This is a genomic window from Agrococcus sp. SCSIO52902 (genome assembly GCF_022983135.1).
GTDB classification, from domain to species: domain Bacteria; phylum Actinomycetota; class Actinomycetes; order Actinomycetales; family Microbacteriaceae; genus Agrococcus; species Agrococcus sediminis.
This window is the reverse complement of record NZ_CP095269.1, coordinates 1,086,059-1,108,506: the sequence shown is the minus strand read 5'-3', so window position 1 is coordinate 1,108,506 and position 22,448 is coordinate 1,086,059. Positions and strand designations below refer to the sequence as shown.

21 protein-coding genes are annotated in these 22,448 nt (G+C 70.6%); 7 read left to right on the top strand and 14 right to left on the bottom strand.

Annotated elements, in window-relative coordinates; translation table 11 throughout:
• Positions 1-3: 3 nt before the first annotated feature.
• Positions 4-507, top strand: a complete 504-nt coding sequence (locus MU522_RS05485; protein WP_128188895.1) for a hypothetical protein — start codon at positions 4-6, stop codon at positions 505-507.
• Between the two features lie 15 nt (positions 508-522).
• Here the strand turns inward: MU522_RS05485 and MU522_RS05480 are convergent, their stop codons facing one another.
• Both MU522_RS05480 and MU522_RS05475 read right to left on the bottom strand, forming a co-directional pair.
• Positions 523-1,038, bottom strand: coding sequence for a hypothetical protein (locus MU522_RS05480; protein WP_246993041.1), 516 nt, complete (start codon positions 1,036-1,038; stop codon positions 523-525).
• A gap of 125 nt (positions 1,039-1,163) precedes the next feature.
• Entirely contained in the window at positions 1,164-1,652 is a 489-nt protein-coding gene (locus MU522_RS05475; RefSeq protein WP_246993038.1) for a hypothetical protein, read from the bottom strand.
• 277 nt (positions 1,653-1,929) lie between these two features.
• Here MU522_RS05475 and MU522_RS05470 point away from each other — a divergent pair, with 277 nt between their 5' ends.
• Positions 1,930-3,357: an NAD(P)/FAD-dependent oxidoreductase gene (locus MU522_RS05470; RefSeq protein WP_246993036.1), complete on the top strand. Its 1,428-nt coding sequence runs from the start codon at positions 1,930-1,932 to the stop codon at positions 3,355-3,357.
• Between the two features lie 13 nt (positions 3,358-3,370).
• Here the strand turns inward: MU522_RS05470 and MU522_RS05465 are convergent, their stop codons facing one another.
• Positions 3,371-4,801, bottom strand: coding sequence for an ATP-binding protein (locus MU522_RS05465; protein WP_146354373.1), 1,431 nt, complete (start codon positions 4,799-4,801; stop codon positions 3,371-3,373).
• Positions 4,802-4,929: 128 nt separating this feature from the next.
• Here MU522_RS05465 and MU522_RS05460 point away from each other — a divergent pair, with 128 nt between their 5' ends.
• Positions 4,930-6,450, top strand: coding sequence for a lipase maturation factor family protein (locus tag MU522_RS05460; protein ID WP_246993033.1), 1,521 nt, complete (start codon positions 4,930-4,932; stop codon positions 6,448-6,450).
• 377 nt (positions 6,451-6,827) lie between these two features.
• Here the strand turns inward: MU522_RS05460 and MU522_RS05455 are convergent, their stop codons facing one another.
• Positions 6,828-7,985, bottom strand: coding sequence for a hypothetical protein (locus MU522_RS05455; RefSeq protein ID WP_246993031.1), 1,158 nt, complete (start codon positions 7,983-7,985; stop codon positions 6,828-6,830).
• 120 nt (positions 7,986-8,105) lie between these two features.
• A complete protein-coding gene (locus tag MU522_RS05450; protein WP_128188889.1) occupies positions 8,106-8,297 on the bottom strand; it encodes a hypothetical protein in 192 nt (63 codons plus the stop codon).
• Between the two features lie 722 nt (positions 8,298-9,019).
• Between MU522_RS05450 and MU522_RS05445 the strand changes: the two genes are divergently transcribed.
• From MU522_RS05445 to MU522_RS05430, 4 genes are all read left to right on the top strand, one after another.
• The gene (locus tag MU522_RS05445) at positions 9,020-9,733 is read left to right on the top strand and encodes an FCD domain-containing protein (RefSeq protein ID WP_246993027.1); all 714 of its coding nucleotides are present in this window, start codon (positions 9,020-9,022) and stop codon (positions 9,731-9,733) included.
• Positions 9,730-10,596 (top strand): NAD(P)-dependent oxidoreductase, encoded by an 867-nt coding sequence (locus MU522_RS05440; protein ID WP_246993025.1) that lies wholly within the window; start codon positions 9,730-9,732, stop codon positions 10,594-10,596. Before MU522_RS05445 ends, MU522_RS05440 begins: the two co-directional genes overlap by 4 nt.
• A 73-nt stretch (positions 10,597-10,669) precedes the next feature.
• Entirely contained in the window at positions 10,670-11,602 is a 933-nt protein-coding gene (locus MU522_RS05435; protein ID WP_246993023.1) for a transketolase, read from the top strand.
• Positions 11,599-12,597 (top strand): transketolase C-terminal domain-containing protein, encoded by a 999-nt coding sequence (locus MU522_RS05430; protein WP_246993020.1) that lies wholly within the window; start codon positions 11,599-11,601, stop codon positions 12,595-12,597. Before MU522_RS05435 ends, MU522_RS05430 begins: the two co-directional genes overlap by 4 nt.
• Before the next feature lie 25 nt (positions 12,598-12,622).
• On the opposite strand, the gene MU522_RS05425 is transcribed toward MU522_RS05430, so the two are convergent.
• The 9 genes from MU522_RS05425 to MU522_RS05385 all read right to left on the bottom strand — a co-directional run bounded on the left by MU522_RS05425 (position 12,623) and on the right by MU522_RS05385 (position 22,323).
• Positions 12,623-13,861: a type II toxin-antitoxin system HipA family toxin gene (locus MU522_RS05425; RefSeq protein ID WP_246993019.1), complete on the bottom strand. Its 1,239-nt coding sequence runs from the start codon at positions 13,859-13,861 to the stop codon at positions 12,623-12,625.
• Positions 13,854-15,518, bottom strand: a complete 1,665-nt coding sequence (locus MU522_RS05420; protein WP_281440024.1) for a DUF262 domain-containing protein — start codon at positions 15,516-15,518, stop codon at positions 13,854-13,856. Before MU522_RS05420 ends, MU522_RS05425 begins: the two co-directional genes overlap by 8 nt.
• Positions 15,519-15,844: 326 nt before the next feature.
• Positions 15,845-17,137 (bottom strand): cation:proton antiporter, encoded by a 1,293-nt coding sequence (locus MU522_RS05415; protein WP_246993018.1) that lies wholly within the window; start codon positions 17,135-17,137, stop codon positions 15,845-15,847.
• A gap of 119 nt (positions 17,138-17,256) precedes the next feature.
• Complete coding sequence (locus tag MU522_RS05410) at positions 17,257-17,946, bottom strand: GntR family transcriptional regulator (RefSeq protein ID WP_225792618.1); 690 nt, start codon at positions 17,944-17,946, stop codon at positions 17,257-17,259.
• A gap of 86 nt (positions 17,947-18,032) precedes the next feature.
• Positions 18,033-18,809: an SDR family NAD(P)-dependent oxidoreductase gene (locus tag MU522_RS05405; protein ID WP_246993017.1), complete on the bottom strand. Its 777-nt coding sequence runs from the start codon at positions 18,807-18,809 to the stop codon at positions 18,033-18,035.
• Entirely contained in the window at positions 18,806-19,735 is a 930-nt protein-coding gene (locus MU522_RS05400) for a sugar phosphate isomerase/epimerase (protein ID WP_246993016.1), read from the bottom strand. Before MU522_RS05400 ends, MU522_RS05405 begins: the two co-directional genes overlap by 4 nt.
• Positions 19,732-20,058 carry a putative quinol monooxygenase gene (locus MU522_RS05395; RefSeq protein WP_246993014.1) on the bottom strand — a complete coding sequence of 109 codons (327 nt, stop codon included), beginning with the start codon at positions 20,056-20,058 and terminating at the stop codon, positions 19,732-19,734. Before MU522_RS05395 ends, MU522_RS05400 begins: the two co-directional genes overlap by 4 nt.
• Positions 20,055-20,969 carry an NAD(P)-dependent oxidoreductase gene (locus MU522_RS05390; RefSeq protein WP_246993013.1) on the bottom strand — a complete coding sequence of 305 codons (915 nt, stop codon included), beginning with the start codon at positions 20,967-20,969 and terminating at the stop codon, positions 20,055-20,057. The genes MU522_RS05395 and MU522_RS05390 overlap by 4 nt, the downstream gene beginning before the upstream one ends.
• A gap of 10 nt (positions 20,970-20,979) precedes the next feature.
• Positions 20,980-22,323: a Gfo/Idh/MocA family oxidoreductase gene (locus MU522_RS05385; protein ID WP_246993012.1), complete on the bottom strand. Its 1,344-nt coding sequence runs from the start codon at positions 22,321-22,323 to the stop codon at positions 20,980-20,982.
• Positions 22,324-22,448: the final 125 nt, after the last annotated feature.

The window sequence follows — 22,448 nt, the reverse complement described above, 5'->3', positions numbered from 1 at the left end:
CCCATGGCTGCCGACCGCCGCACCGAGTCCGACGAGCACCTCGCCGCCTACCTCAACGAGCACCTGCTCGCCGGCGAGGGCGGCGTGCAGGCGTTCCACGCGGCCGCCAAGACGTTCGAGGGCTCGTCGCACGAGCGGGCGCTGCTCGCCCTCGCCGACGAGATCGCGCGGGATCGCCGCGACCTGGCCCGGATCATCCACCGCCTCGGCTTCCGGCCCGCCGGCTGGAAGCGCATCCTCACGCTCGCCATCAAGGCGGCCGGCAGCATCAACCCCGTCAACCTGCTGCGGCAGCGGCGCAGCTCGATGGCGCAGTTCGAGCTCGACTTCCTCACCGGCGCCGTGCGCGCGAAGCTGTCGATGTGGGAGGCGCTGCTCGAGCTGAGCGAGAGCGACGACCGCTTCGACCGCGCCCTGCTGCTCGACCTCGAGCGCCGCGCGGAGGGGCAGATCGCCGAGATCCAGCGCATCAACCGCGAGACGGTGCGGGAGCGCTTCCTGGGCTGAGCCGGCGCGGCCCTGCTACTCGACGACCGGCGGCGCGACGCGCGGCACGGGCCTGCGCGTCGCCTGCACCGCGACCGCCCACTCGACCATGAGCGCGAGCCAGCCGACGACCCACGCCACGAGCGCGGCCCATCCGATGCCCGCCGAGAGCTCGTGCAGCGGCGAGGGGCTGGTTGGCGCGCCGAGCAGCAGCGTGAGGGTCGATTGCACCGACTCGCGGGTGTCGCCGCCATCGATCGCGGTCAGCCCGAGCACGACCACGCCGACCGACGTCAGCCACGCCCAGATGCGCGCCCGCGAGCGCCGCTCCGGCCGCCGCAGCACGCCCTGCCGACGCAGCATGCCGCGCGCGGCGGCCAGCACGACCGCCACGTAGCCGGCGACGAGCAGCGGGCTCCAGAAGAGGAGGAACACCGCGAGCCAGCCCGCCGACGCGAGCTTGAGCCCGATGCCGACGAGCGGCGCGATGATCGCGACCCACGCCGTGAGCGGCATCGGTGGGGCGGATGCGGGGGCTGGCGTCGGGTGCACGGGGACAGTGTGGCGGATGGATCGCCAGCGGTCTGGCACTGAGGGCTGCGTCCTGACCACGTCGGGAACGCTTTCAGTCGACGCGACTGCCTCGCCTCGCCCCGTGCGGTCACCGCCGCCCACTCTCAAGCGGCCAATCCCATCGGACCAGACGCCAGGGGCCACCACGAACCGGCAGCCATCCGCAACTTGCGCGACAGGCGGCGCGCGTCCGCCACTACGACAGTCCTGGTCGTCGAGCCAGAGAGTTGAGCCAGTGCACCTGCGAAGATCCCATCGCCGGAGACTAGAACGATCTCGGCATACCTCTGGGCGACCTTCTCCGTGATCATGACATCGAGGAGAGCGCGGTCGGCACCATCGAGGCCCGCGCCGAATACCACTCGCCCTACTTTCGGAGCTCCAGCGATCGCGCGCAGAGACTGCGTCCCGCAACCGATGACCAGGTGCGTCTCTGCGCCTCGGAGGTCGCCCACGATGTCAGATAGTGCAAGAAGTGCCCTATCGAGCTCCTCCGCACGTTGCAGCGCGCCCCCCACGACGTTCTCGACATCGAGGAGCACCAGGCGCCGCGTCTTGCACGCGCCATCAAAACGAACGGGAATGTATGCCATTAGAATTCCTTATGCCTGAGGGTGAAGAAAAGAGCTGTTCAGGGGAACAGCTCTTGGTGTCTGCAGACGTTGCGGCCGGGTGTGTTAGGCAGCCTAACTCCGGCGACCAATAGAATTATAACGCCGTTTTTTGGTACGACAAATAGCCGCCGCGCTTGCGACAAGAACTAAGTTAGCTCAGAGCCTGGGCGTGCGCAAGTGCGGCTCGCTCTGTCCGACAGGCTCGCTCCTGAGGCGACTTGCGGTCCCCTATTGAAGGCGCAACCCTTTGGTCACTATGACTTCAGCAGTGATCGTCGGCGCAGGGCCCAACGGCCTCACCGCCGCGGCCGTGCTCGCCCGCGCAGGGCTCGAGGTGACGGTGCTCGAGCGGCTGCCGTACGTCGGCGGTGCGAGCGCGTCGATCGCCGCGTTCGGCGATCAGGCGATCATCGACCCGGGTGCCTCGGGGCATCCGTTCGGCGTCACGAGCCCCGCGTTCCGGGCACTCGGCCTCACCGACCACGGGCTCGAGTGGGTGCACGCCGACTACCCGATGGCGCATCCGCTGCCCGGCGGCCGGGCCGCGATCCTGCACCAGGACGCCGAGCGCACCGCCCGCGAGCTGGGCGTCGACGCCCGCGCCTGGCTGCGCATGCACCAGCCCGCGACCGACGACCCCGAGGGCACGGCCGAGGCCATCCTGGGGCCCTTGCTGCGCATCCCCGACGACCCGGTGCTGCTCGCCCGCATCGGGCTGCGCGGCGCCTGGCCGGCCACGCTGCTCGCCCGCACCGCCTTCCGCTCCGGCGCCGCGCAGGCGCTCTTCGCCGGCAGCGTCACCCACGCGACGCTCCCGCTCGGCCACCTCATGACGAGCGCCTTCGGCGTCGCCTTCGGCGGGGTCGGCCACTCGGCCGGATGGCCGTTCGCGAAGGGCGGGTCGCAGTCGATCGCGGATGCGCTGCGTCGCGTCGCCGAGGCGGCCGGGGCCCGCATCGAGACCGGCGTCGACGTGACCGACCTGCGCGAGCTGCCGCAGGCCGACCTGATCCTGCTCGACGTGACCCCGCACCAGCTGGCGCGCATGGCGGGCGATCGCATCGAGGGGCCGTATGCGTCGCGCATCCGCACCTGGAAGTACGGGCCGGCCGTGTCGAAGCTCGACCTGCTGCTCGACGGCCCGGTGCCGTGGGAGGACGAGCGCGTCGCCGGCGCCGGCACCGTGCACCTCGGCGGCACCTTCGCCGAGATCGTCGACGCCGAGCACGCCGTGGCCGTCGGCCGCATGCCCGAGCGACCGTTCGTGCTCGCGACCCAGCCGACCGCCGCCGACCCGGAGCGCGCCCCCGCGGGGAAGCACCTGCTGTGGGCCTACGCCCACGTGCCGCACGGCTGGCCGGGCGACGCATCCGCCGCCATCGAGGCGCAGATCGAGCGCTTCGCCCCCGGCTTCCGCGACCGCATCCTCGAGCGGCGACCGATGACGCCGGCGGCGCTCGAGCTGTGGAACCCCAACCTCGTCGGAGGCTCGATCGGCGGCGGCACGCTCGCCGGCACGCAGCAGCTCGCGCGCCCCGTGCTCGCGCACCCCTACCGCGTGCCGATGCCGGGCCGCGTCTTCCTCTGCTCGTCGTCGACCCCGCCGGGCGGCGGCGTGCACGGCATGAGCGGCTGGCACGCGGCGCACGCGGCGCTGCGCGAGATCGGCGTGCACGAGGGCTGAACGCGACCGCTCATCAATCGAAGGCAATCTCCCAGGTGGCGCGAGGGTCTTTTTCGCTCTGTCCCCGCCACGCGACGAGCCCCTCGTCCCGAAGCGCGCGCAAGTGCCGAACTACGGTCGGTCGTGCCCACCCGAGTGCCTCCTGAACCTCGCCGGTACCAAGAGGGCGTCGCGACCTCCGCAGTGCGTTCAGCACGCTCTCGGCGTTTCTCGGCAGCCGGTCCGCAACCGCCGCCGGAATTCTGGCATCAGCGGCCAGCGTCAGCTTCACGCTCGCCTGAGTCTGCGTGAAGACGGGGTCGGTCAACCCTGCGAGCCGCATCTCATCAACCATGCGGCGTATGCCTTCACCCAGTTCTCGCCCGATGCTGAGATCAGCGCAGACGCGAGCGATTCGCGGATTCCTCGCATAGCGAGAAATGCCGTCCAGGTTCTTCGGGTCGACCAGCCCTGGGAAGCGGCCGGGACTCTCGATCTCGATCCGATTCGGAAAGATCTCGACGCGCACGTGGTCGCCGACGATGCTGTATGCGCGGTGCACCACGGCGTTCACGATGCCCTCGAGCCAGGCGTCTCGCGGCACGATGGGGATCGGCTCGAATCGTCCATCGGCAGAGAGCGCATCGCGGCTCGGTAGCCACTCGTCGACCAGCCGCGCCGCCTCCATGATGACGTCGGGGATCCTGCCCTCCACACGTATGTCCTTGCCGGAGATCACAGAATGGCGCGACCCGGTGCCCCGCTCGATGGAGCCGTACTGCATGACGCGCACGTGCGCGTGCGGCATCGTCGACTGAGGTAGCGCAGCGAACAGCAGCCATGCGGCCACCGTCAGCTCGCCTTCGCGCGTCAGGAGGCTGCGAGCTTGCAGGAGGCGCTGGTACGTCGACTGCGCGCGGGCAGCCTGACGGTACGCGGAAAGGGCAGCCTGATCCAGGTCCTGCTGAATGGAGCCCGCGACTCGGGTGCCGTCGTAGACGCTCACTCCTCGGTCGTACTCGAGTTGCGTTCGCAGCGTCTGAGTCAGCTTTCGGGACTCATCACCAATACGTAGGTAGCAGTCGCCGGTATGGGTCTCGTGAACGCCCTCGCTAGGCGGTATGCGGAGGAGCAGCAGCGCATCCGTAGAGCCGTCAGCTCGCCGGACGCCTACCTGATCCGCATGCATGCGGACAGGCGGCACAGTGAAGTCGATCGACGCCTGTCGTAGTGCGTTCACATGCGAAGCGTGTCGCTTGACGCCCTCTACCTCGCCGTCGTTCAGACCGATGACTATCGTTCCGCCCTCGGCGTTCGCGAAGGCCACGAGCGCTTTCGCGAGGGTCTTCGGGTCGATCCGGACCGACTTCCGGTCGAACCACTGGTCCTCCGGAAGTTCAGCGAGTCGGGTAGCTCGTTCCTCGATCGGTGCGCCGAGCGCCACATCCACTTCGTTCTCGGACATGTACCTACTCTAACTTTTTTAGAGTAGTTGCGAGTACGCAACACGGAACACGCTCCGCGCTTGCTACACCCGGCTTTTCGCGTCACGCTTGCACCGCCTGACGCGATGTGGTGCGGGAGGAGCGACCGATGGACTGGGCAGCGCTCACGACCTGGCTCGACGCCCCGCACGCCGAGCTCGCCCGCCAGGTGATCCAGCGCGGCACGGCCGCGATCTTCGCAGTCGCGTTCCTCTCGACGCTCCTGCAGTTCCCGGCGCTGCTCGGCGAGCGGGGCCTCCTGCCCGCCCCGCGCTACATCACCGCGGGCGGTCTCGACGGCCAGCCCAGCCTCTTCCGGTGGCACTACTCCGACCGGATGCTGCGCATCCTCTGCCTCGTCTGCATCGCGATCGCCCTCGCCCTCGTCACGGGCCTGCCGCAGCTCGGCCCGCCGTGGCTGCCGATGCTCGCGTTCCTCGCGCTCTGGATCGTCTACCTCTCGATCCTCCCCATCGGGCAGGTGTTCTACGGCTTCGGGTGGGAGCTGCTGCTGTGCGAGGCGGGGTTCCTCGTCGCGTTCCTCGGCTCGAACGCCACCGCTCCCCCGACGCTCGCCCTGCTGCTCATCGTCTGGCTGGTGTTCCGGCTCGAGTTCGGCGCGGGCATGATCAAGATCCGAGGCGGCCGCGAGTGGCGCGACCTGACGGCGCTGATGTACCACCACGAGACGCAGCCGATGCCGGGGCCGCTCAGCCGCTGGGCGCACCTCGCGCCGGCGTGGTGGCACCGCACCGAGGTGGTCGGCAACCACGTCGCGCAGCTGGTCGCGCCGTGGCTCCTGCTCGTCGGGGTGCTCGGCGCGATCGTGGCGGATGCGGTGGCCGGTCCGGGCGGTGCCGACGGCACGGCGCTCGGGTTCGCGGCGGTCGCCACCGGCGCAGCCGCGGTGATGATCCTCACGCAGGGCTGGCTCGTGCTCACCGGCAACTTCGCCTGGCTCAACTGGATCACGATCGTGCTCGCCTTCGCGGCCGTCGACGACCGCGCGGTCGGGTGGCTGCTGCCCGGCCTGCCCGTCGACGACTCGTACGCGCCGACGCCGGCCTGGTGGAGCATCCTCGTCGCCGTCGTCTTCGTCGCGTACCTGTGGCTCAGCATCCCGTCGGTGCGCAACCTCGCCTCGCGCCGCCAGCTCATGAACGCGTCGTTCAACCGGCTGCGGCTCGCGAACGCCTACGGCGCGTTCGGCACCGTGACGAAGCGGCGCGACGAGATCGTCATCGAGGGGACGATGGCGGATGCGCCGGCCGACGACGAGTGGGTGGAGTACCCGTTCAGGGGCAAGCCGGGCGATGTGCGCCGCGTGCCCGGCTGGTTCGCGCCGTACCACCTGCGGCTCGACTGGCTCATGTGGTTCCTCGCGCTCGGGTCGCACGGTCCGTGGTTCCGGATGCTGCTCGTGCGCCTGCTCGAGGCCGATCCGCCGACGCTGCGGCTGCTCGCCGACGACCCCTTCGACGGACGTCGCCCGACGTGGGTGCGGGCCCGCGTCTACCGGTACCGGTTCGCGACGCGCGCCGAGCACCGCGAGACGGGCCAGATCTGGATGCGGGAGGATCGCGGGCTGCTGGTGGCGCCGATGCGGGGCCGGACCTCCTCCGCTGGTTGAGCCGCTGCGGCGCTCCGCTTCCGCTGGTTGAGCCGCTCCGCGCGCGGAGCGCGCAGAGCGAGTCGAAACCACTGCCGCGCGGGCTGCGGAGTGGTCTCGACTCGGGCGGCCGCCTTCGGCGGCAGCCCGGCTCGACCAGCGGAAGCTCACCCCGCTCGTCGAGTAGCGCCCGAAGGGCGCGTATCGAGACGAGGGCGGCTCCCCGGTCGTCGAGTAGCGCCCGAAGGGCGCGTATCGAGACGAGGGAGGCTCCCCGGTCGTCGAGTAGCGCCCGAAGGGCGCGTATCGAGACGAGGGCGGGCGTGATCTCGATACGCCCGGCTCCGCCGGGCTACTCGATCAGCGGGAGGAGGGGACGGCTCCGCCGGGCTACTCGATCAGCGGGAGGGCGGGGAGGAAGCCGCCTCCGCCTCCTCCTCGCGCTCCGCCTCTGCGGCGCGGTCGATGCGCTCGCGCATCGCGCGCAGCGCGAAGACGAGCGTGGCCATGCCGGACTCCGGCTCGTCGTGGGCGATGATCCGCCGGTAGAGCCGTTCGATCGCCTCGCCCGAGGCTGCGGACGCCTCCTCGGCCCCGCCGGTGCCGGCCCATGCCCGCAGGTGCTCGGCCAGCGCATCCATCGCCCGCGCCGTCAGCCGCCGCTCGTCGTCCTCCATCTCGACCTCGAGCGGCGACTCCCACGCGGCGGCCGCGATCGCGTCGAGCACGTCGATCATGCGGTGCGACACCGAGCGCACCGTCGCGACGCTGCGCTCGTCGCGGGCGAGGTCGTGGTGCCGCCACATCGAGCGCACGTTCAGCACGCGGCTCTCGCGCGCGGCGACCACCTCCTGCGACAGCTCCTCCACGCTCCCCTGCAGCTCGAGCCCCCAGTCGACCCACGACTCGTCCTTCGGCGGCCACTCCCCGCGCAGCATCTCGGCGAGCTGCTCGACGCGATCGGCGGTCCGTCGCACCTCGCCGCGGATGCGCTCGCGCGCCTCGCGGTCGTAGAGGGGCGGCATCACGAGCATGTTCACGATCACGCCCACGACGAGGCCGACCGAGAACTGCCCCACGTAGGCGACGGCGTACCCGTCGGCGTCGACGCCGCCGAAGATGATGACGAGCACGGCGACGACCGGCACGACGCCGGCGCCGATGCCGAGCGCGCCCGCGCCCTGCAGCAACACGCCGATGACGGCGATGATGCCGATCTTCAGCAGCCCGTGGATGTCGACCGCCAGCATCGCGAGCCCCACGGCCGCGCCGATCGCGAGCCCGACGGCCTGCTGCAGCGCCGTGCGGGCGATCGTGAACACGGTGGTGCCGGTCGCGATGAAGGCGCCGAGCGGCGCGGCGTAGGCGTACTCGGCGAAGTCGGCCGGCAGCTGCGTGCCGAGCAGCCACGCGGCCATGGCGGCGAGCGCGGCGCGCACGGCGTTCGCGATGCGGGCGGGCGGCAGCCAGCGGTGCAGCGCCCGCTCGGTCTTCGCGGTGACCGAGGCGTCGATGATCTCCGACGGTTCGGTCGGCGGATGCTCGGAACGTGCCACGAGGCCAACGGTAACCCCGGGCGGGCGGCCCGGGAAGTCGAGTTCCGCTCGGCCGCCGCGCACCCTCGGGCGCACGAGAACGGGGCCGCCCCGGTGTGGGACGGCCCCGTTCGACTGCGGTCATCGCAGCAGGTTGCGAGCGAGTGCGTCCAGCCGGTGCTGGGCGCGGGCCGCGAGCGCCTGCTCGTAGGCCATCGCCTCGCGCCGCCGCTGGTCGCGGTGCTGGGCCCGCATGGCCCACCGCTCGAGCTGCCGCGATGCGCTCAGTGCGAGCCGGCGCGGAGCCGGCATCGCGAGCATCGAGTTCGACATGGTGTTCTGCTTTCTGGCATGGCGATATCGCCCTCGGAATGGGCGTGGGATATCGCAGGTGAACTGCGGAGAATTGCGCGCGTCGAATTGCACCGGGAATGGCGCTGCGGATGCGCGAGGGTGCGCGGGCGCCGAACGTGCGGCCACAGAGGTGGCCGGCTCGGCAGCCGCGATCAGCGGGCGACGGTGCGGGAGGAAGCGCAGGGCTCAGATGCCTGCAGTGGCCTGGCCAGTCGGGCGCTCATCGGCACGATGCCGACGAGCTCCGCGGACCAGCGGCCCGTGCGCTTCGCCGCTAGCGGACCCCACCGGGAAGGAGGGCTGCAGCGGCGGTGATCGTGATGAACATGGCGAGCTCCTCCTTTCGACTCGGGGCATGGAAGTTCGCGTGATGAAGATATACCGATGCGGGCGGGAATTGCAAGGCTGGATCGGGACTTCTTGCGGGAATTCTTGGGTGGGGGACAATTCGAGCCGCTCGAGGTGGTCTCGACTCGGTCGTCGCGCTCCGCGCGACGACCGGCTCGACCAGCGGAGGGGGCGAGCGCGACGACCGGCTCGACCAGCGGAGGGGCGACCGGCGAGGGGGCGAGCGCGACGACCGGCTCGACCAGCGGATGGACATTGGTCAGACCAATGTTGACAGCGAGCGCGAGCGTGCCGTAGCGTGCTCGACATTGGTCGTACCAATCGGTGCGGCCGCTCGACGGCGAGGAGGCGACATGCACGACACGCTCGAGGCGTTCGCGATCCAACTCATCGACCTCTCGCATCCGGAGCCCGACGGCTCCCGCCGCCTCATCCCCGAGCGCGAGCTCTGCGCCCGCCTCGACGTGAGCCGCGGCGCGCTCCGCGAGCGCCTCTCGCAGCTCGAGTACATCGGCGTGCTCTCGCGCCGGCAGGGCCACGGCACCTACCTGCAGGCGCCCGGCCCCGACGTCATCCGCACGTACTTCACCACGATGCGGGCGCTCGGCTTCCTCGACTCGACCGAGATCGCCGAGGCGCGCGAGATGCTCGAGACGGTCGTCGCCGTGCAGGCCGCCCGCCGCGCGACCGCCGCCGACGCCGAGCGCCTCCGCGCCCTCGTCGACGAGATGGTCGCGTGCACCGCCGCCGGCGACCACGACGCCGCGACCGAGGCCGACCTCGCCTTCCACGCGGGCCTGTTCCGCATCGTCGACAACCCCGTCTTCACGATGGTGCACACCGGTCTCGCCTACGCGCTGCAGCAGGCGATGCACGAGCGCCGCGCCCGCGCGATCGCCGCCGAGACGCCCGACGCCGACGGACGCACCGCGACCGACACCATCCACTACCCGGTCGTCGACGCGATCGCCGCGAACGACCCCGATGCGGCCCGCGACGCGATCCGCCGCCACTTCGAGATCCACTCGCTCATCACGCTCGACACCGCCGAGGAGGCCCCCGCGTGACCATCCACTCTCCCGCCGTCTTCGTCGGCCTCGGCGCCATCGGCACCCCGATGTCGCAGCGCCTCGCCGACGCCGGCTTCCGCGTCACCGGCGTCGACCCCTTCGAGGCGGCCCGCGAGCGCGCCGCCGCGGCCGGCATCGACGCCGTCGCGAGCATCGCCGACGCCCCGGCCGAGGGCCCCGTCGTCGTGATGGTGGCGACCCCCGACCAGCTCGACGCCCTCGTCGCCGAGGCGACGGGCGCATCCGTCGTCGCCGACCGCACGTGGGTGCTCATGTCGACGGTGGGGCCGGATGCGGTGCGTCGCGCAGGCGCGGCGCTCACGTCGGCGGGCGCCCGCGTCGTCGACGCCCCCGTCACCGGCGGCGTCGCCCGCGCCACGACCGGCGAGCTCATCATCTTCGCCTCCGGCGCCGAGGCAGACCTCGCCGAGGTCGCCGGCCTGCTCGCGCCGCTCGGCGCGGTGCGCGTCGTCGGCGCCGAGCTCGGGCAGGGCCAGTCGGTCAAGGTCGTCAACCAGCACCTGTGCTCGGTGCACATCGTCGCCGCGGCCGAGGCGCTCGCGCTCGGCGAGGCGCTCGGCCTCGACAAGGCCGACGTGCTCGACCTCATCGGCGGCGGCGCCGCCGGCAGCTGGATGCTCGCCGACCGCGGTCCGCGCATGCTGCAGGGCGCCGACGCACCCGTCACGAGCACGATCGGCATCTTCGTGAAGGACTCCGGCCTCGTCGCAGACGCCGCCGCCACGGTCGGCGCCGAGGTGCCGGTGCTCGCCGCGGCCCGCGAGCGCTACCTGCTCGCCGCATCCGCCGGCCTCGAGCGCCGCGACGACAGCAGCGTCATCGAGACGTACCAGCACTAGACCCCACACCCCACCGCCGCCCGGACCACCCCGGCGGCCGATCGACCGAGCCCGAAGGCTTCGAGGAGGAAGCATGTCCGCGACCGACACCGCGCAGGGCAGCACCGGCGCACGCATTACCGGCGGACGCACCGCCGGCCACGTCGGCCGCGACCGCGCCGAGCGCATCCGCGCCGTGCAGGAGGCCGCCTACCGCGCCCGCCACCACGCGATCGACATGGGCGAGGTGCAGGGGCAGGGCTACGTCGGCCAGGCGCTCGGCGCCGCCGACATGCTCGCCGCCGTCTACGCCGACCAGCTGCGCTTCGACCCGGCCGACGAGCACTGGGCCGGCCGCGACCGGTTCCTGCTCTCGACCGGCCACTACGCGATCGGGCTCTACGCGGCGCTCGCCGAGGCGGGCATCGTGCCCGTCGACGAGCTCGTCACCTACGCGGCCGACGACTCGCGGCTGCCGATGTCGGGGATGGCCTCGTACACGCCCGGCATGGAGATCTCGGGCGGCTCGCTCGGCCACGGCCTCACCGTCGCGGTCGGCATGGCACTGGGCCTGCGGCTGCAGGGGCAGACCGAGCAGCGCGTCGTGAACTTCCTCTCCGACGGCGAGCTCGACGAGGGCTCGACGTGGGAGGCCGCGATGGGCGCCGCCCACCACCGGCTCGGCAACCTCACCGCGCTCGTCGACATGAACGCGCTGCAGGCCGACGGCCCCACCCCCGACGTGCTGCGCATCGAGCCGGTCGAGGAGAAGTGGCGCGCGTTCGGCTGGCACGCCGTGCGCGTCGACGGCAACGACGCTGCAGCGCTCATCGACGCATTCGACGAGTGCCGCGCGCTCGCCGCCGCCGACGGGCAGCCGCAGGTGATCATCTGCGACACCCGCGTCGGCCGGGGCGTGCCGCTGCTCGAGCAGCGGGAGAAGGCGCACTTCATGCGCATCGAGGAGCACGAGTGGCAGCTCTGCCGCGAGGAGCTCACGGCAGGCAACGAGGAGGCAGCGCGATGACCAGCACCACCGCGACCCGCAAGGGTCCGAGCACGAGCGCGATGATCGCATCCATCGCCGAGCCCGGCCAGCGCACCGAGACGGCCCCCTTCGGGCACGCGCTCGCGGCGGCCGCCGAGGCCGACCCGCGCATCGTCGGCCTCACCGCCGACCTCGGCAAGTACACCGACATGCACATCTTCGCGAAGGCGCACCCCGAGCGCTTCTTCCAGATGGGCATGAGCGAGCAGCTGCTCTTCGGCGCCGCAGCGGGCATGGCCGAGACGGGGCTCGTGCCGTTCGCGTCGACCTACTCGGTGTTCGCCGCCCGCCGCGCGTACGACTTCATCGCGCTCGACATCGCCGAGCCCGGCCTCAACGTCAACGTCGTCGGCGGCCTCCCCGGGCTCACGACCGGCTACGGGCCGAGCCACCAGGCCACCGAGGACATGGCGATCTTCCGCGGCCTGCCGAACCTCACGATCGTCGACCCGTGCGACGCGCTCGACCTCGCGCAGGCCGTGCCCCAGCTCGCCGCGCACGAGGGCCCCACCTACCTGCGCCTGCTGCGCGGCAAGGTGCCGCTCGTGCTCGACGAGTACGACTACGCGTTCGAGCTCGGCAAGGCGAAGGTGCTGCGGGGCGGCGCCGATGTCGTGCTCGTCTCGTCGGGCCTCATGACGATGCGGGCGCTGCAGGCGGCGGATGCGCTGGCGCGCCACAAGGTCGACGTGGCGGTCGTGCACTCCCCCACGATCAAGCCGTTCGACGCCGAGACGGTGCTGCGGGAGCTCGACACCCCGCGCCTCGCGGTGACGCTCGAGAACCACACGGTGATCGGCGGGCTCTTCTCGGCCGTCGCCGATGCTGCCGTGCGCCGCGGGCTCGGCACGCGCATCGTGCCGATCGCGCTGCCGGACGAGTTCCTCGACGCGGGCGCGCTGCCCACGCTGCACGACCGCTACGGCCTCTCGAAGGACCGCATCGTCGAGCGGGTGCTGGCCGAGCTGGGCTGAGCGCCACTCCCCGACTCAGAAGACATCACCTCTCGCGAGTCAGCCGCGAGGCTGCATCGCCAAGCCTACTTTCGATCCAAGCTCGCGGCCCTTCGGGCAGTAGTTCGGTGTCCGAACCGCACCAATTTTCCACAAACCTCTCCACGGTCTCGTCTACTACGTCGGTCAGCAGGTCCGCGTTCACGCCCAGCCGCCTCGCCAACCTCGTGAAGGAGGAGCGAGAAACTTTGCCGAACCGACGACTCCGGGCAAAATGAAGCCCCAAATCCTCGTGATGCGCGGAGTCCCAATAACCCGCCGTGGAGACCAAATCATATACAGGCGACAGCGTGGGTTTCATCGGGTTCCTGTATATGAACGACCAGTTCTTCAGATGCGCGTCGCCGTTCCCAGCCAGCACACAGAAGGAGAGACGCCTGACAAACTCGAGAAGCGATCTCTCATCACCCGCCTTATAGGCGAGCGCGGCCACCGTCTCGAACGACCCCTCATACTTATCGGACGGGGCGAAATTGCGCACTTGGTTGAAATCTTCGATGTGAACGCGTCGTCCATCGACCGTTCGGTCAAACCGCTCGATCCCGAACGCCCATTCTTCACCATTCGGCCACATCGCATCGGGCAGGCGCGGAAGCTCGTCCCGGTGCAGACGAGTCACCGTCGGAACATCCAGCCCCACCGAGCCGGCGAACGTCATCGTCCAAAACTCGTTGCTCGGCACGTGCGGAAATACCGAGTCAGGAAGCTTTACAATCCAGTCTCCGTGCTCGCCGACCGCGGGGAGCGTCATTCGATCGGCTTGCTTCAGCATCGAAAACTTCATGCTGACGCCGGCGAGAGAAAACTTCCATGCTGGCTGCTCGGATCCGCGCTCTTGCGTAGCCTCGCCTGAGGACGCTAGTAGGTGCTCCGCTAAGTCCTCGAACTCACCCTCGACTACCCTAACCGCCCCCGGCAGGTCATCCCCGATTCGCAGCAGCAATTGGAGCTCGCGGTCTTCAGCTACTCCGCGGTCCAACGCAATAAATCTGCGCAACGGCCCCTCTGGCAGTAAATTTGAGAACCAGCGCGGCAGTCTCATCTGCGCCTGTGGCGATGCACCAGGGTTGTCCTCAAACCAGCGTCCCAGGACACCTCGGTCAGGCCGCTCCCAGTAGTCTTCATCAAAGAGAAAGCGACTGGCGTGGTCTCGCTGCAGCAGCGACCCGACTCGCGACTCACCGAGGAACACCGTGTGCCTCGCGGTGAGTGATCGGTCAGGCATGACTAACGTCCTCGAAGGAGTCCTCACCATTCTCGTCGTCAGGCTCCTCGTCCAGATCGAGATCGCTTAGAGGGGGACTGAAGTCGAGCTCACTCCCGGCGCGCACCGACAAGAACTCCGATACCAGTGCCACGAGTCGCTCACGGCGCACGTCAAGCCAAACCGGGTCACCCGCGTCCATCGCCTGCAGCATCGCGTCATCCAACAGGTGGGAAGACAGATGCGACGCGCTCAAATCGCCGAAGAACTCGTCACGATCAACCACCGAGATCAGCCTATTCGCCGCATCGCGGGCGGGCCCCCTAGGGAGCACGGGCATAAATACTGCCTTGGGCGACGTGTCGGCCAGCACGACCTCGGCGATCTCAGAAACCGTGATCGGCTCGCCGGTCGCCGGATTTATGGGCTTCAGAGACCACAGGGCACCCAAGAACATTTTTCCAGTGGAGTTATTCGTTCGGAACTTTGCTGGATCAGGCACGGGAACCGCTAGTTCCGGGCGCGTGGCAACAATCAACCTCTGCACTGACTCTGACTCAGAGTCGGGCTGAACCAGGCCAGCGAGCTGGCGGATATTGCCCGTTGATCCAGTGAAGCCGAGCACCGCCGCCATCGCCGTCGAACGCCAGAGCCATCTGCTCAACAATTCCAAATTGCGGGAATGCGGGCTTGGAAAATGAGCGAAGAATCTTGCGAGCACCAGAACATGAAACCGGAAGGGGACGAAGCTGCTATGAGGTACTCCCCCGATCTCTTGCAGAAATCTGATTGTACGAGTAAGTGCCTCCTCCCCTCGTGTATACGCGGCTGCCTGGTCTTCATCCGCGAAGGACAGGTCCACGTCTCGCTCAGTGCTAAACTCTGCTCGCACATTCCGAGTAAGATCAGGATGCCTGATGACAAGGATTGCCTGATAGACCGTCTGATCTGGAAGCCGACCGAAACCCGTCGTCGCGTCCAACCGGTCTGCAATGTGCGGGATAGAGATCGTCTTGCCTTCGACCGATTCGGTCGCACCGTGGATTGCATCAAATATCTCAGAGCCACGCAGGCGCCGGCCGGCCGCATTGATTCGGTCGAATACCTCCCGGAGAACCGTCTCGTCGGACTCGGCAATGACGGATGCAGGAACGATGACGTCGCGTAGCAGACCCGTGACGCGCTGAATCTCCTCCGCGAAAGAAGCTGCATCCGGATTGCTCTGCAGCCAGGCAAAGGCTCGCCCTAGGTCGAACAGGTCGGGCAGTGGGATTGCGTCGCCCGGTCGAGCGTCTCGCGAAAGAATGAATTTGTGCTTCGTGAGCGAGTAATGAAGCGCGAATCGCTCGTCGCGCGAGGCTTCGGGATCCACGGCGTTCACTAGGCTAGTTACGCGTTGCTGACCGTCAACAACCCACAGCGCATCGGACGACCGGTTGGCGCGCACTCGCATTGCTCCGATTGTCAACTCCGCCGACGGGGCACTCTTCCGCCATAGCAGCAGACTCCCAAACGGGTAGCCGCGCAGAATGCTGTCAAATAGTGCGAGCACATCCGTAGAGTCCCACCTGTACGCGCGCTGGAACTGGGGGATACGAATCACACCGTTCCGGACCATCCCGACGAGGTCTTGGATTCGATATTCTTCATTTCTTGAAGAAGTTGCTTGGCCTGCCATGTGATCCCCCGATGCTACTCTCCAGCGCCCTTTGACGAGACTAACGTGTGCCGCTGACATCCGTGCTCGGCGCAACGTCAAATGTCGCGTTCTCACCGCTCGCGCACGCCGCGAGGAATTGAGCGGCGCGAGGTCAGCCCAGGGGTGGGCGCACCTCGCAAGAGCACCGAGGTCAGCGCGGACCTATCCTGCGAACGTCTTGCCAGCGCCCGACGAAGTCGACCGCGTCAAACGTTTCGGCGAGCCGCGCGGCGCAGCCGCGCGAGTCGAGACCACTCCCGACCACGCGGCCTCCGGTACCGATTCGCGGCGAGCCGCGGCGCCCCTCAGACCGGCGTCGCCTGCGTCGGCCCCGCGTTCCGCTCGGCCCGCCGCTCGCGCACGCGGTCGAGGTAGCGCATCACGGGCGTCGCGGCGACGCCGTGCACGAGGATCGACCCGACGATCACCGCCCCGGCGATCGCCCACAGCCGCTCCCCGTCGGGGAAGTCGCCCTCCTGCAGCGCGTACGCGATGTAGAACAGCGAGCCGACGCCGCGCACGCCGAAGAACGCGATGACGCCCCGCTCGCGCGGGCCCGTCTTCCCGGGCGTGAGCCCGAGCCAGCCCGTGAGCGGCCGCACGACGAACAGCAGGATGACGACGAGCAGGATGTCGGCCGGCTCGAGCGACTCGAACAGCCCGCGCGCGATCGCGCCGCCGAGCAGCACGAGCACCGCGACGGTCAGCAGCCGCTCGATCTGCTCGACGAACTTGTGCAGCACCGCGTGGAAGCCGTGCGTGCTCTCGGCCGCGCGGATCGTCGTCGCGCACACGAACACGGCGATGAACCCGTAGCCCTCGGCCATCTCGGCGACCCCGTAGGCGAGGAAGGTCGCGGCGAGCGCGATGAACCCCTCCGCCTTCTCGGTGAGCCCCAGCCCGTCGGCCCACGACGAGAAGAACAGGCGCCGCAGCAGCCAGCCGGCGCCGAGCCCCACGGCGACGCCGACGACGAGCCGCCACCCGACGTCGACGAGCAGCCACTCCCCGAGCCACGCCGACGGCGCGATCCCGACGAGGCTCACCGCGATCGCCGCGTAGGTGAACGGGAACGCGAGCCCGTCGTTGAGCCCCGCCTCGGAGGTGATCGCGAACCGAGCCTCGTCGTCGTCGGCGTCCTCGTCGTCGGTGATCGGCTCGCTCACCTGCACCTCGGTCGCGAGCACGGGGTCGGTCGGCGCGAGCGCGGCGCCGAGCAGCATGGCGCTCGCGATCCCCAGCCCGAGGCCGGCCCAGCCGAGCAGCGCGACGGCGACGATCGACAGCGGCATCGTGATCGCGAGCAGCCGCCAGGTCGTCGACCATCGCCGCCAGCCGACGCGTCGGTTGACCGCGAGCCCGGCGCCCATGAGCGACACGATCACGCACAGCTCGGTCAGGTGCAGCGCGAAGCCGGACTGCTCCATCGGGTCGGGCTCGGGCAGGTCGGGCAGCAGCGCGAACGCGATCATGCCGGCCGCGACGAAGACCATCGGCATCGAGACGGGCACGCGCCCCAGCACGCGCGGCAGCAGCGCGGCGGCGAGCGTCGCGACGCCGATCGCGGCGTAGATCGTGCCGACTTCATCCAGCGCCATGGTCGGCCTCCTGCCTCGATGGGGAGAGCATTCCACAGCGGTCGCCGACGGAGCCGGGAGGATGCGGGCCGGTCTCGACTCGCGCGGCTGCGCCGCGCGGCTCGACCAGCGCAGGTGCCTCAGCGCGCCAGCGCCGCCTCCATGCGCGCGACGATGTTGTCGCGGGCCGAGGTGTTGTGCTCGCGCAGCACCTCGCGGGCGTGGGCGGCGTCGCCGCTCGCGATCGCCTCGACGATCGGCGCGTGCCGGGCCGCCGACATGTTCGCGATCGCGGTCTCGCGGCCCGCGGCGGTGATCACGGCGCGCGCGAGCCCGCTCACGCGGCGCCACGACTCGACGAGCGTGCGGTTGCCGCTCGCGGTGCAGAGCGCCTCGTGGAAGGCGAGGTCGGCGGCGACCTGCTCGGCGATGCCGACGTCCTCGCTCTCCTCGAGCCGCTCGAGGGCCGCGCGCAGCTGCGGCACGACGTCGGCGAGGTCCTCGCGCTCGCAGACGACCTCGGCGGCCGCCGACTCGAGCGCGAAGCGCACGTCGAAGATCTCGCGCACCTCGGCCGGCGTGACGACGCGCACCGAGAGCCGGCCGCGCGCATCCTTGGACAGCAGCCCCTCCTCCTCGAGGTGCCGCAGCGCCTCGCGGAGCGTGCCGCGCGAGACCCCGAGCGACGTGCTCAGCTCGGTCTCGGCGAGATGGGTGCCGGGGGCGAGCTCGCCGCTCGTGACGGCCGAGCGCAGCCGGTCGAGGATGAGCTCCCGCCGCGTGACGCGCTCGATCGATCCGAGGGATCGGAACTGCGCTTCCATCGTCATGTCGATCACGGTACCCGAGCACTTCCTTGGGTTGTCCCGGCGCGAGCCGGGGGCGGAGCCGGCCGCGGGTGCGGCCGGCAGGGCGGTCAGTGCAGGTGGCTCGCGCCGTTGATGTCGATGTTCGACCCCTGCAGGTAGGCGGCGTCGTCGCTCGAGAGGAACGCGAACACGCCCGCGATCTCCTCGGTCGTCGCGACGCGGCCGATCGGGATGTCGGCGGCGAGCTTCGCCTCCGACTCGGGCGTCGCCCCGACGCGGATGTTCGTGTCGACCGCGCCCGGCGTGACCGAGTTGATCGTCACGCCCGACGACGCGATCTCGCGGGCGAGCGCCTTCGTGAAGCCCAGGATCGCGGCCTTCGCGGCCGAGTAGGGCACCTTGCCGAAGACGCCGCCGCCGCGCTGCGCCGACACCGACGACATGTTGACGATGCGGCCCCAGCCGGCCTCGAGCATCCCGGGCAGGAACGCCTTCGTGACGAGGTAGGTGCCGGTCGCGTTGACGGCCATGACCTTGTTCCAGAGCGCCAGGTCGGTCTCGAGGAAGGGCACGGGCGAGGTGATGCCGGCGATGTTCGCGAGCGCACCCACCGCGGGCAGGCGGCCGGCGTCGACCTCGGCCTGGACGGCCGCCTGCGCGGCGGCGACCGCGTCCTCGTCGGCGACGTTCACGGCCGCGCCGAAGGCGGGCACGCCGTGGCGCTCGCCGATCTCGGCGGCGACCTGCGCGGCGCGCTCGCCGTCGAGGTCGAGGATGACGACGGCCCAGCCGTCGCGCGCGTAGCGATCGGCGACGGTCATGCCGATGCCGCGCTCGGAGGTGGCGCCGGTGATGACGGCGGTGCGCTGGGTGCGCTCGGTCATGATGCTCCTTCAGTGGTCAGAGACTCGGTGGTCAGAGACGGATGCGTGAGGTCGAGGCCCGCGACGAGCGGCGCCATGCGCGCGGCCGCGTCGCGGATCGCGTCGACGCGGGCGGCGCGAGCGGCGTCGTCCATGGCGCCCGTCGCGTCGTCGACGTAGGCGCGCGAGGGCAGCTCGAGTGCGAAGCCGCCGGCGTAGCCGATGTCGGCGAGCGCCGCGAAGGCCGCGGGGAAGTCGATCGATCCGGCGCCGATGGGCCGCGAGAACTCGCCCGGCACCGCGTCGCGCAGGTGCACGTGGGCGATGTCGGCGCCCCACGCGCGGATCGTCGCCGGCAGGTCGTCGCCAGCGGCGACCACGTGGGCGACGTCGAGGATCGGCCGCACGCCGCTGCCTGCGAGCAGCGCGTGCAGCGCCTCCGCCCGCTCGCGGTCGAAGCAGAGCCGGAGGAAGTGCAGCGACTCGACCCACACCTCGACCCCGGGGGCCGCGGCCGCGTCGGCCGCCCGGGCGAGCGCGGCCGCGACCCGCTCCAGGTCGGCGTCGAGCGAGTCGAGCGGCTCGTGGCCGAGCGCGCCGCACGGCAGCACGAGGGCGTCGGCGCCGACGGCCGCGGTGAGCGCGAGCAGCCGGTCGACGTGCGCGGCCTGCGCCGACGCATCCGCCCCCGGATCGTTGAAGGCGCCCACGTCGCCGTTGACGCTGCGCACGCGCAGGCCGCTCGCGGCGATGCTCGAGGCGACCGACGCGATCGCGGCGTCGTCGAGCTCGAAGGGCACGTGGTCGCAGACGCCGGGCAACGCACCGAGGTCGATCTCGGCGAAGCCCAGGCGCTCGATCTCGGCCAGCGCGCCCTCGAGGGGCAGGTGCTGGAACGAGATGGTCGAGCAGCCGAGGCGCTGCGGCAGGCCTGCGGGCGGGGTCATGGCAGCACGACGCCCTTGCGCGCGTCGCCCATCGGGATGGGCGTCCAGCGCACGACCTCGACGGGGCTCGCGAGCAGGCCCTCGAGCTCGGCGTTGAAGTCGGCGACGGGCTCGCCCGCGCCGTGCGCGTCGAGCAGCGCGGCGGAGTTCCAGTGCTCGATCATCGCGATCGTGCCGTCCTCGGCCTCCTGGATCGCGTAGAGGTTGCAGCCGGCCTCCTCGTGCACGCGCGGGATGACGCGCTCCATGGCGGCGAGCACCTGCTCGCGCGCGCCCGGGACGGGGCGGAAGATGGCGGTGACGACCAGCGGTGCGTCGGTCATGGCTGCTCCTTGGTTCGGATGATGGTGCGGTAGACACCGGAGTGGTCGAGGGCGCCGTCGCCGGCGTCGGATGCGGCTTCGAACAGCGCGAGGGCGGTGCGGGCCGCGTCGAGCGTGAGCCCCGCCTCGTCGGCGGCCTCGCGCGCGAAGCGGAGGTCCTTCACCTGGTAGTCGATGGAGCCGCCGGCCTCGAACGACTCGTCGACCCAGTGGTGCCGCTTCTGCCGCAGCACCTCGCTCGCGGCGAGGCCCGAGCCGAGCGCGTCGGCGAGGGTGGATGCGTCGATGCCGGCCGCGCGGGCGAGCGCGAAGGCCTCCGACAGGGCGGTGATCGTCTCGGCGACGACCAGCTGGTTGCACAGCTTGGCCATCGCGCCCGTGCCCGTGCCGCCCATCCGCGTCACCCGCGAGGCGCACGGCGCGAGCAGCTCGGCGAGCTCGGCGACCTGGGCCTCGGTGCCGCCGACGAAGAAGCTGATGCGCCCCTCGGCGGCCCCGAGCACGCCGCCCGACATCGGGGCGTCGACGACCTCGACGCCGCCCGGCACATCCGCCGTGGCCAGCTCGTCGGCCAGCGCGCGCAGCGCCACGGGCGACACGGTGCCGCAGACGACGAGCATGGGGCGCCGGACGCCCGCGGCGCGCCAGCCGGCCAGCAGGCCGTCGGGGCCCTGGAGCACGACGCGCACCTGGGGCAGGTCGGGCAGCGCCGTCAGCACCACCTCGCGGGCGGCGTCGGCGGGCGTCGCGGCGACGGTCGCGCCGGTCTCGAGCCCGAGCGCCTGGGCGCGCGGTGCGCTGCGGTTCCAGACCGTCAGCGCACCGCCGCCCTCACCGGATCGCGCGGCGAGCCTGCGCGCCATCGGCAGGCCCATCGCGCCGAGCCCGAGGAGGCTCAGCGAACGGGTCATGACAGCCTGCTCACAGCGCCGACGCGGCCGCGAGCGCCTCGGTCTCGCGGCGCAGCTCGATGGCCTGCGCGAGCGAGTCGTCGATCTCGACGTCGTCCCAGCGCACGCTCTCGCCGGCGGCGATGTCGCGCTTCAGGGGCACGTGGTGGGCGAGCGCGACCGGCAGGTAGCCCTCGGCGACCGAGGTGCGGGCCGAGACGAGCTTGCCGTAGACCGCGAAGCCGCCCTCGCCGTCGAGCGTGTCGCCCGCCGCGAGATCCTTCTTCGCCGTCGCCACGACATCCGCCGTGAAGCCCACGGCCGTGCCGGTCGCGATGCCGCGCAGCACCGCGTTGGCGATCGAGACGTTGAGCTCGAGGCCGACGTAGTGGTACGGGCGGTAGAGCGCGGCGTACTGGCCGGTGGGGTCGGGGTGCCACGGGTACTCCTGGAAGCAGCCCGAAACGTAGTCGTTCGTCGCCTTCACGACCACGAACACGCCCTCCTGGGTGTTGTGGGGGATCCAGTCGCCCTCGCGGGTGTAGCTCGACATCACGTCGACCGTGCCCTCGTGGGAGAGCACGCCGCCGACCTCCTTCGGGCGGCAGACCGTGGCGATCTCCTCGAGGTTGCCGGGCGTGAAGCTGAGGCCCTCGTCGCTCGGCACGAGCGCTGCGGCGTTGGCGACCGCAGCCATCTCGATGGCGGCCTTCGTGCCGTCGCGGAACGAGGTGTGCATGTAGGGGTTGAGCTGGCCCGACTGCTTCAGCTCGTCCGAGAACTCCCAGTGGTCCCACACGTTGTCGGGGTTCATCTGGTTGTAGCCGGGCAGGTACTTGGCGCCCTTGCCGGCGCAGACGACGTCGAAGCCCGAGGTGCGTGCCCAGTCGACGAGCTCCCAGATGAGCGCGGGCTGGTCGCCGAACGCCATCGAGTAGACGACGCCCGCCTCCTTCGCGCGCTTCGCGAGCGCGGGGCCGGCGAGCGCGTCGGCCTCGACGGTGACCATCATCACGTGCTTGCCGCTGTCGATGGCTGCGAGGGCGTGCCTGATGCCGACGATCGGGTTGCCGGTCGCCTCGACGATCACGTCGATGTCGGTGCGGAAGAGGTCCATCGCGTCGGCGATGACCGCGGTCTTGCCGTCGGTGAGGTCGTCGACCGAGTCGACGATGTCGCCCTCGGGCCAGCCGACGCGGGCGAGCGACTCGCGGGCGCGGGCGGTGTTGATGTCGGCGATGGCGAGCACGCGCACGCCGGGGATGTTGCGGGCCTGCGAGAGGTACATCGTGCCGAACCGGCCGGAGCCGATCAGGCCGACGCGGATCGGCTGGCCCTCTGCTTCGCGCTCCTTGAGCAGCTCGTGCAGGTTCATGGTGTCTCTCTCCTGAGATGTCGGATGCGCGGGGGCGCCGGGGGTGGTGTCGCACCGCCTGGGTGCTCGGTGCGACGGGGTGGATGCGTGGGGTGGGGTGGCGGGGCCCCGCGGACGGGGCCCCG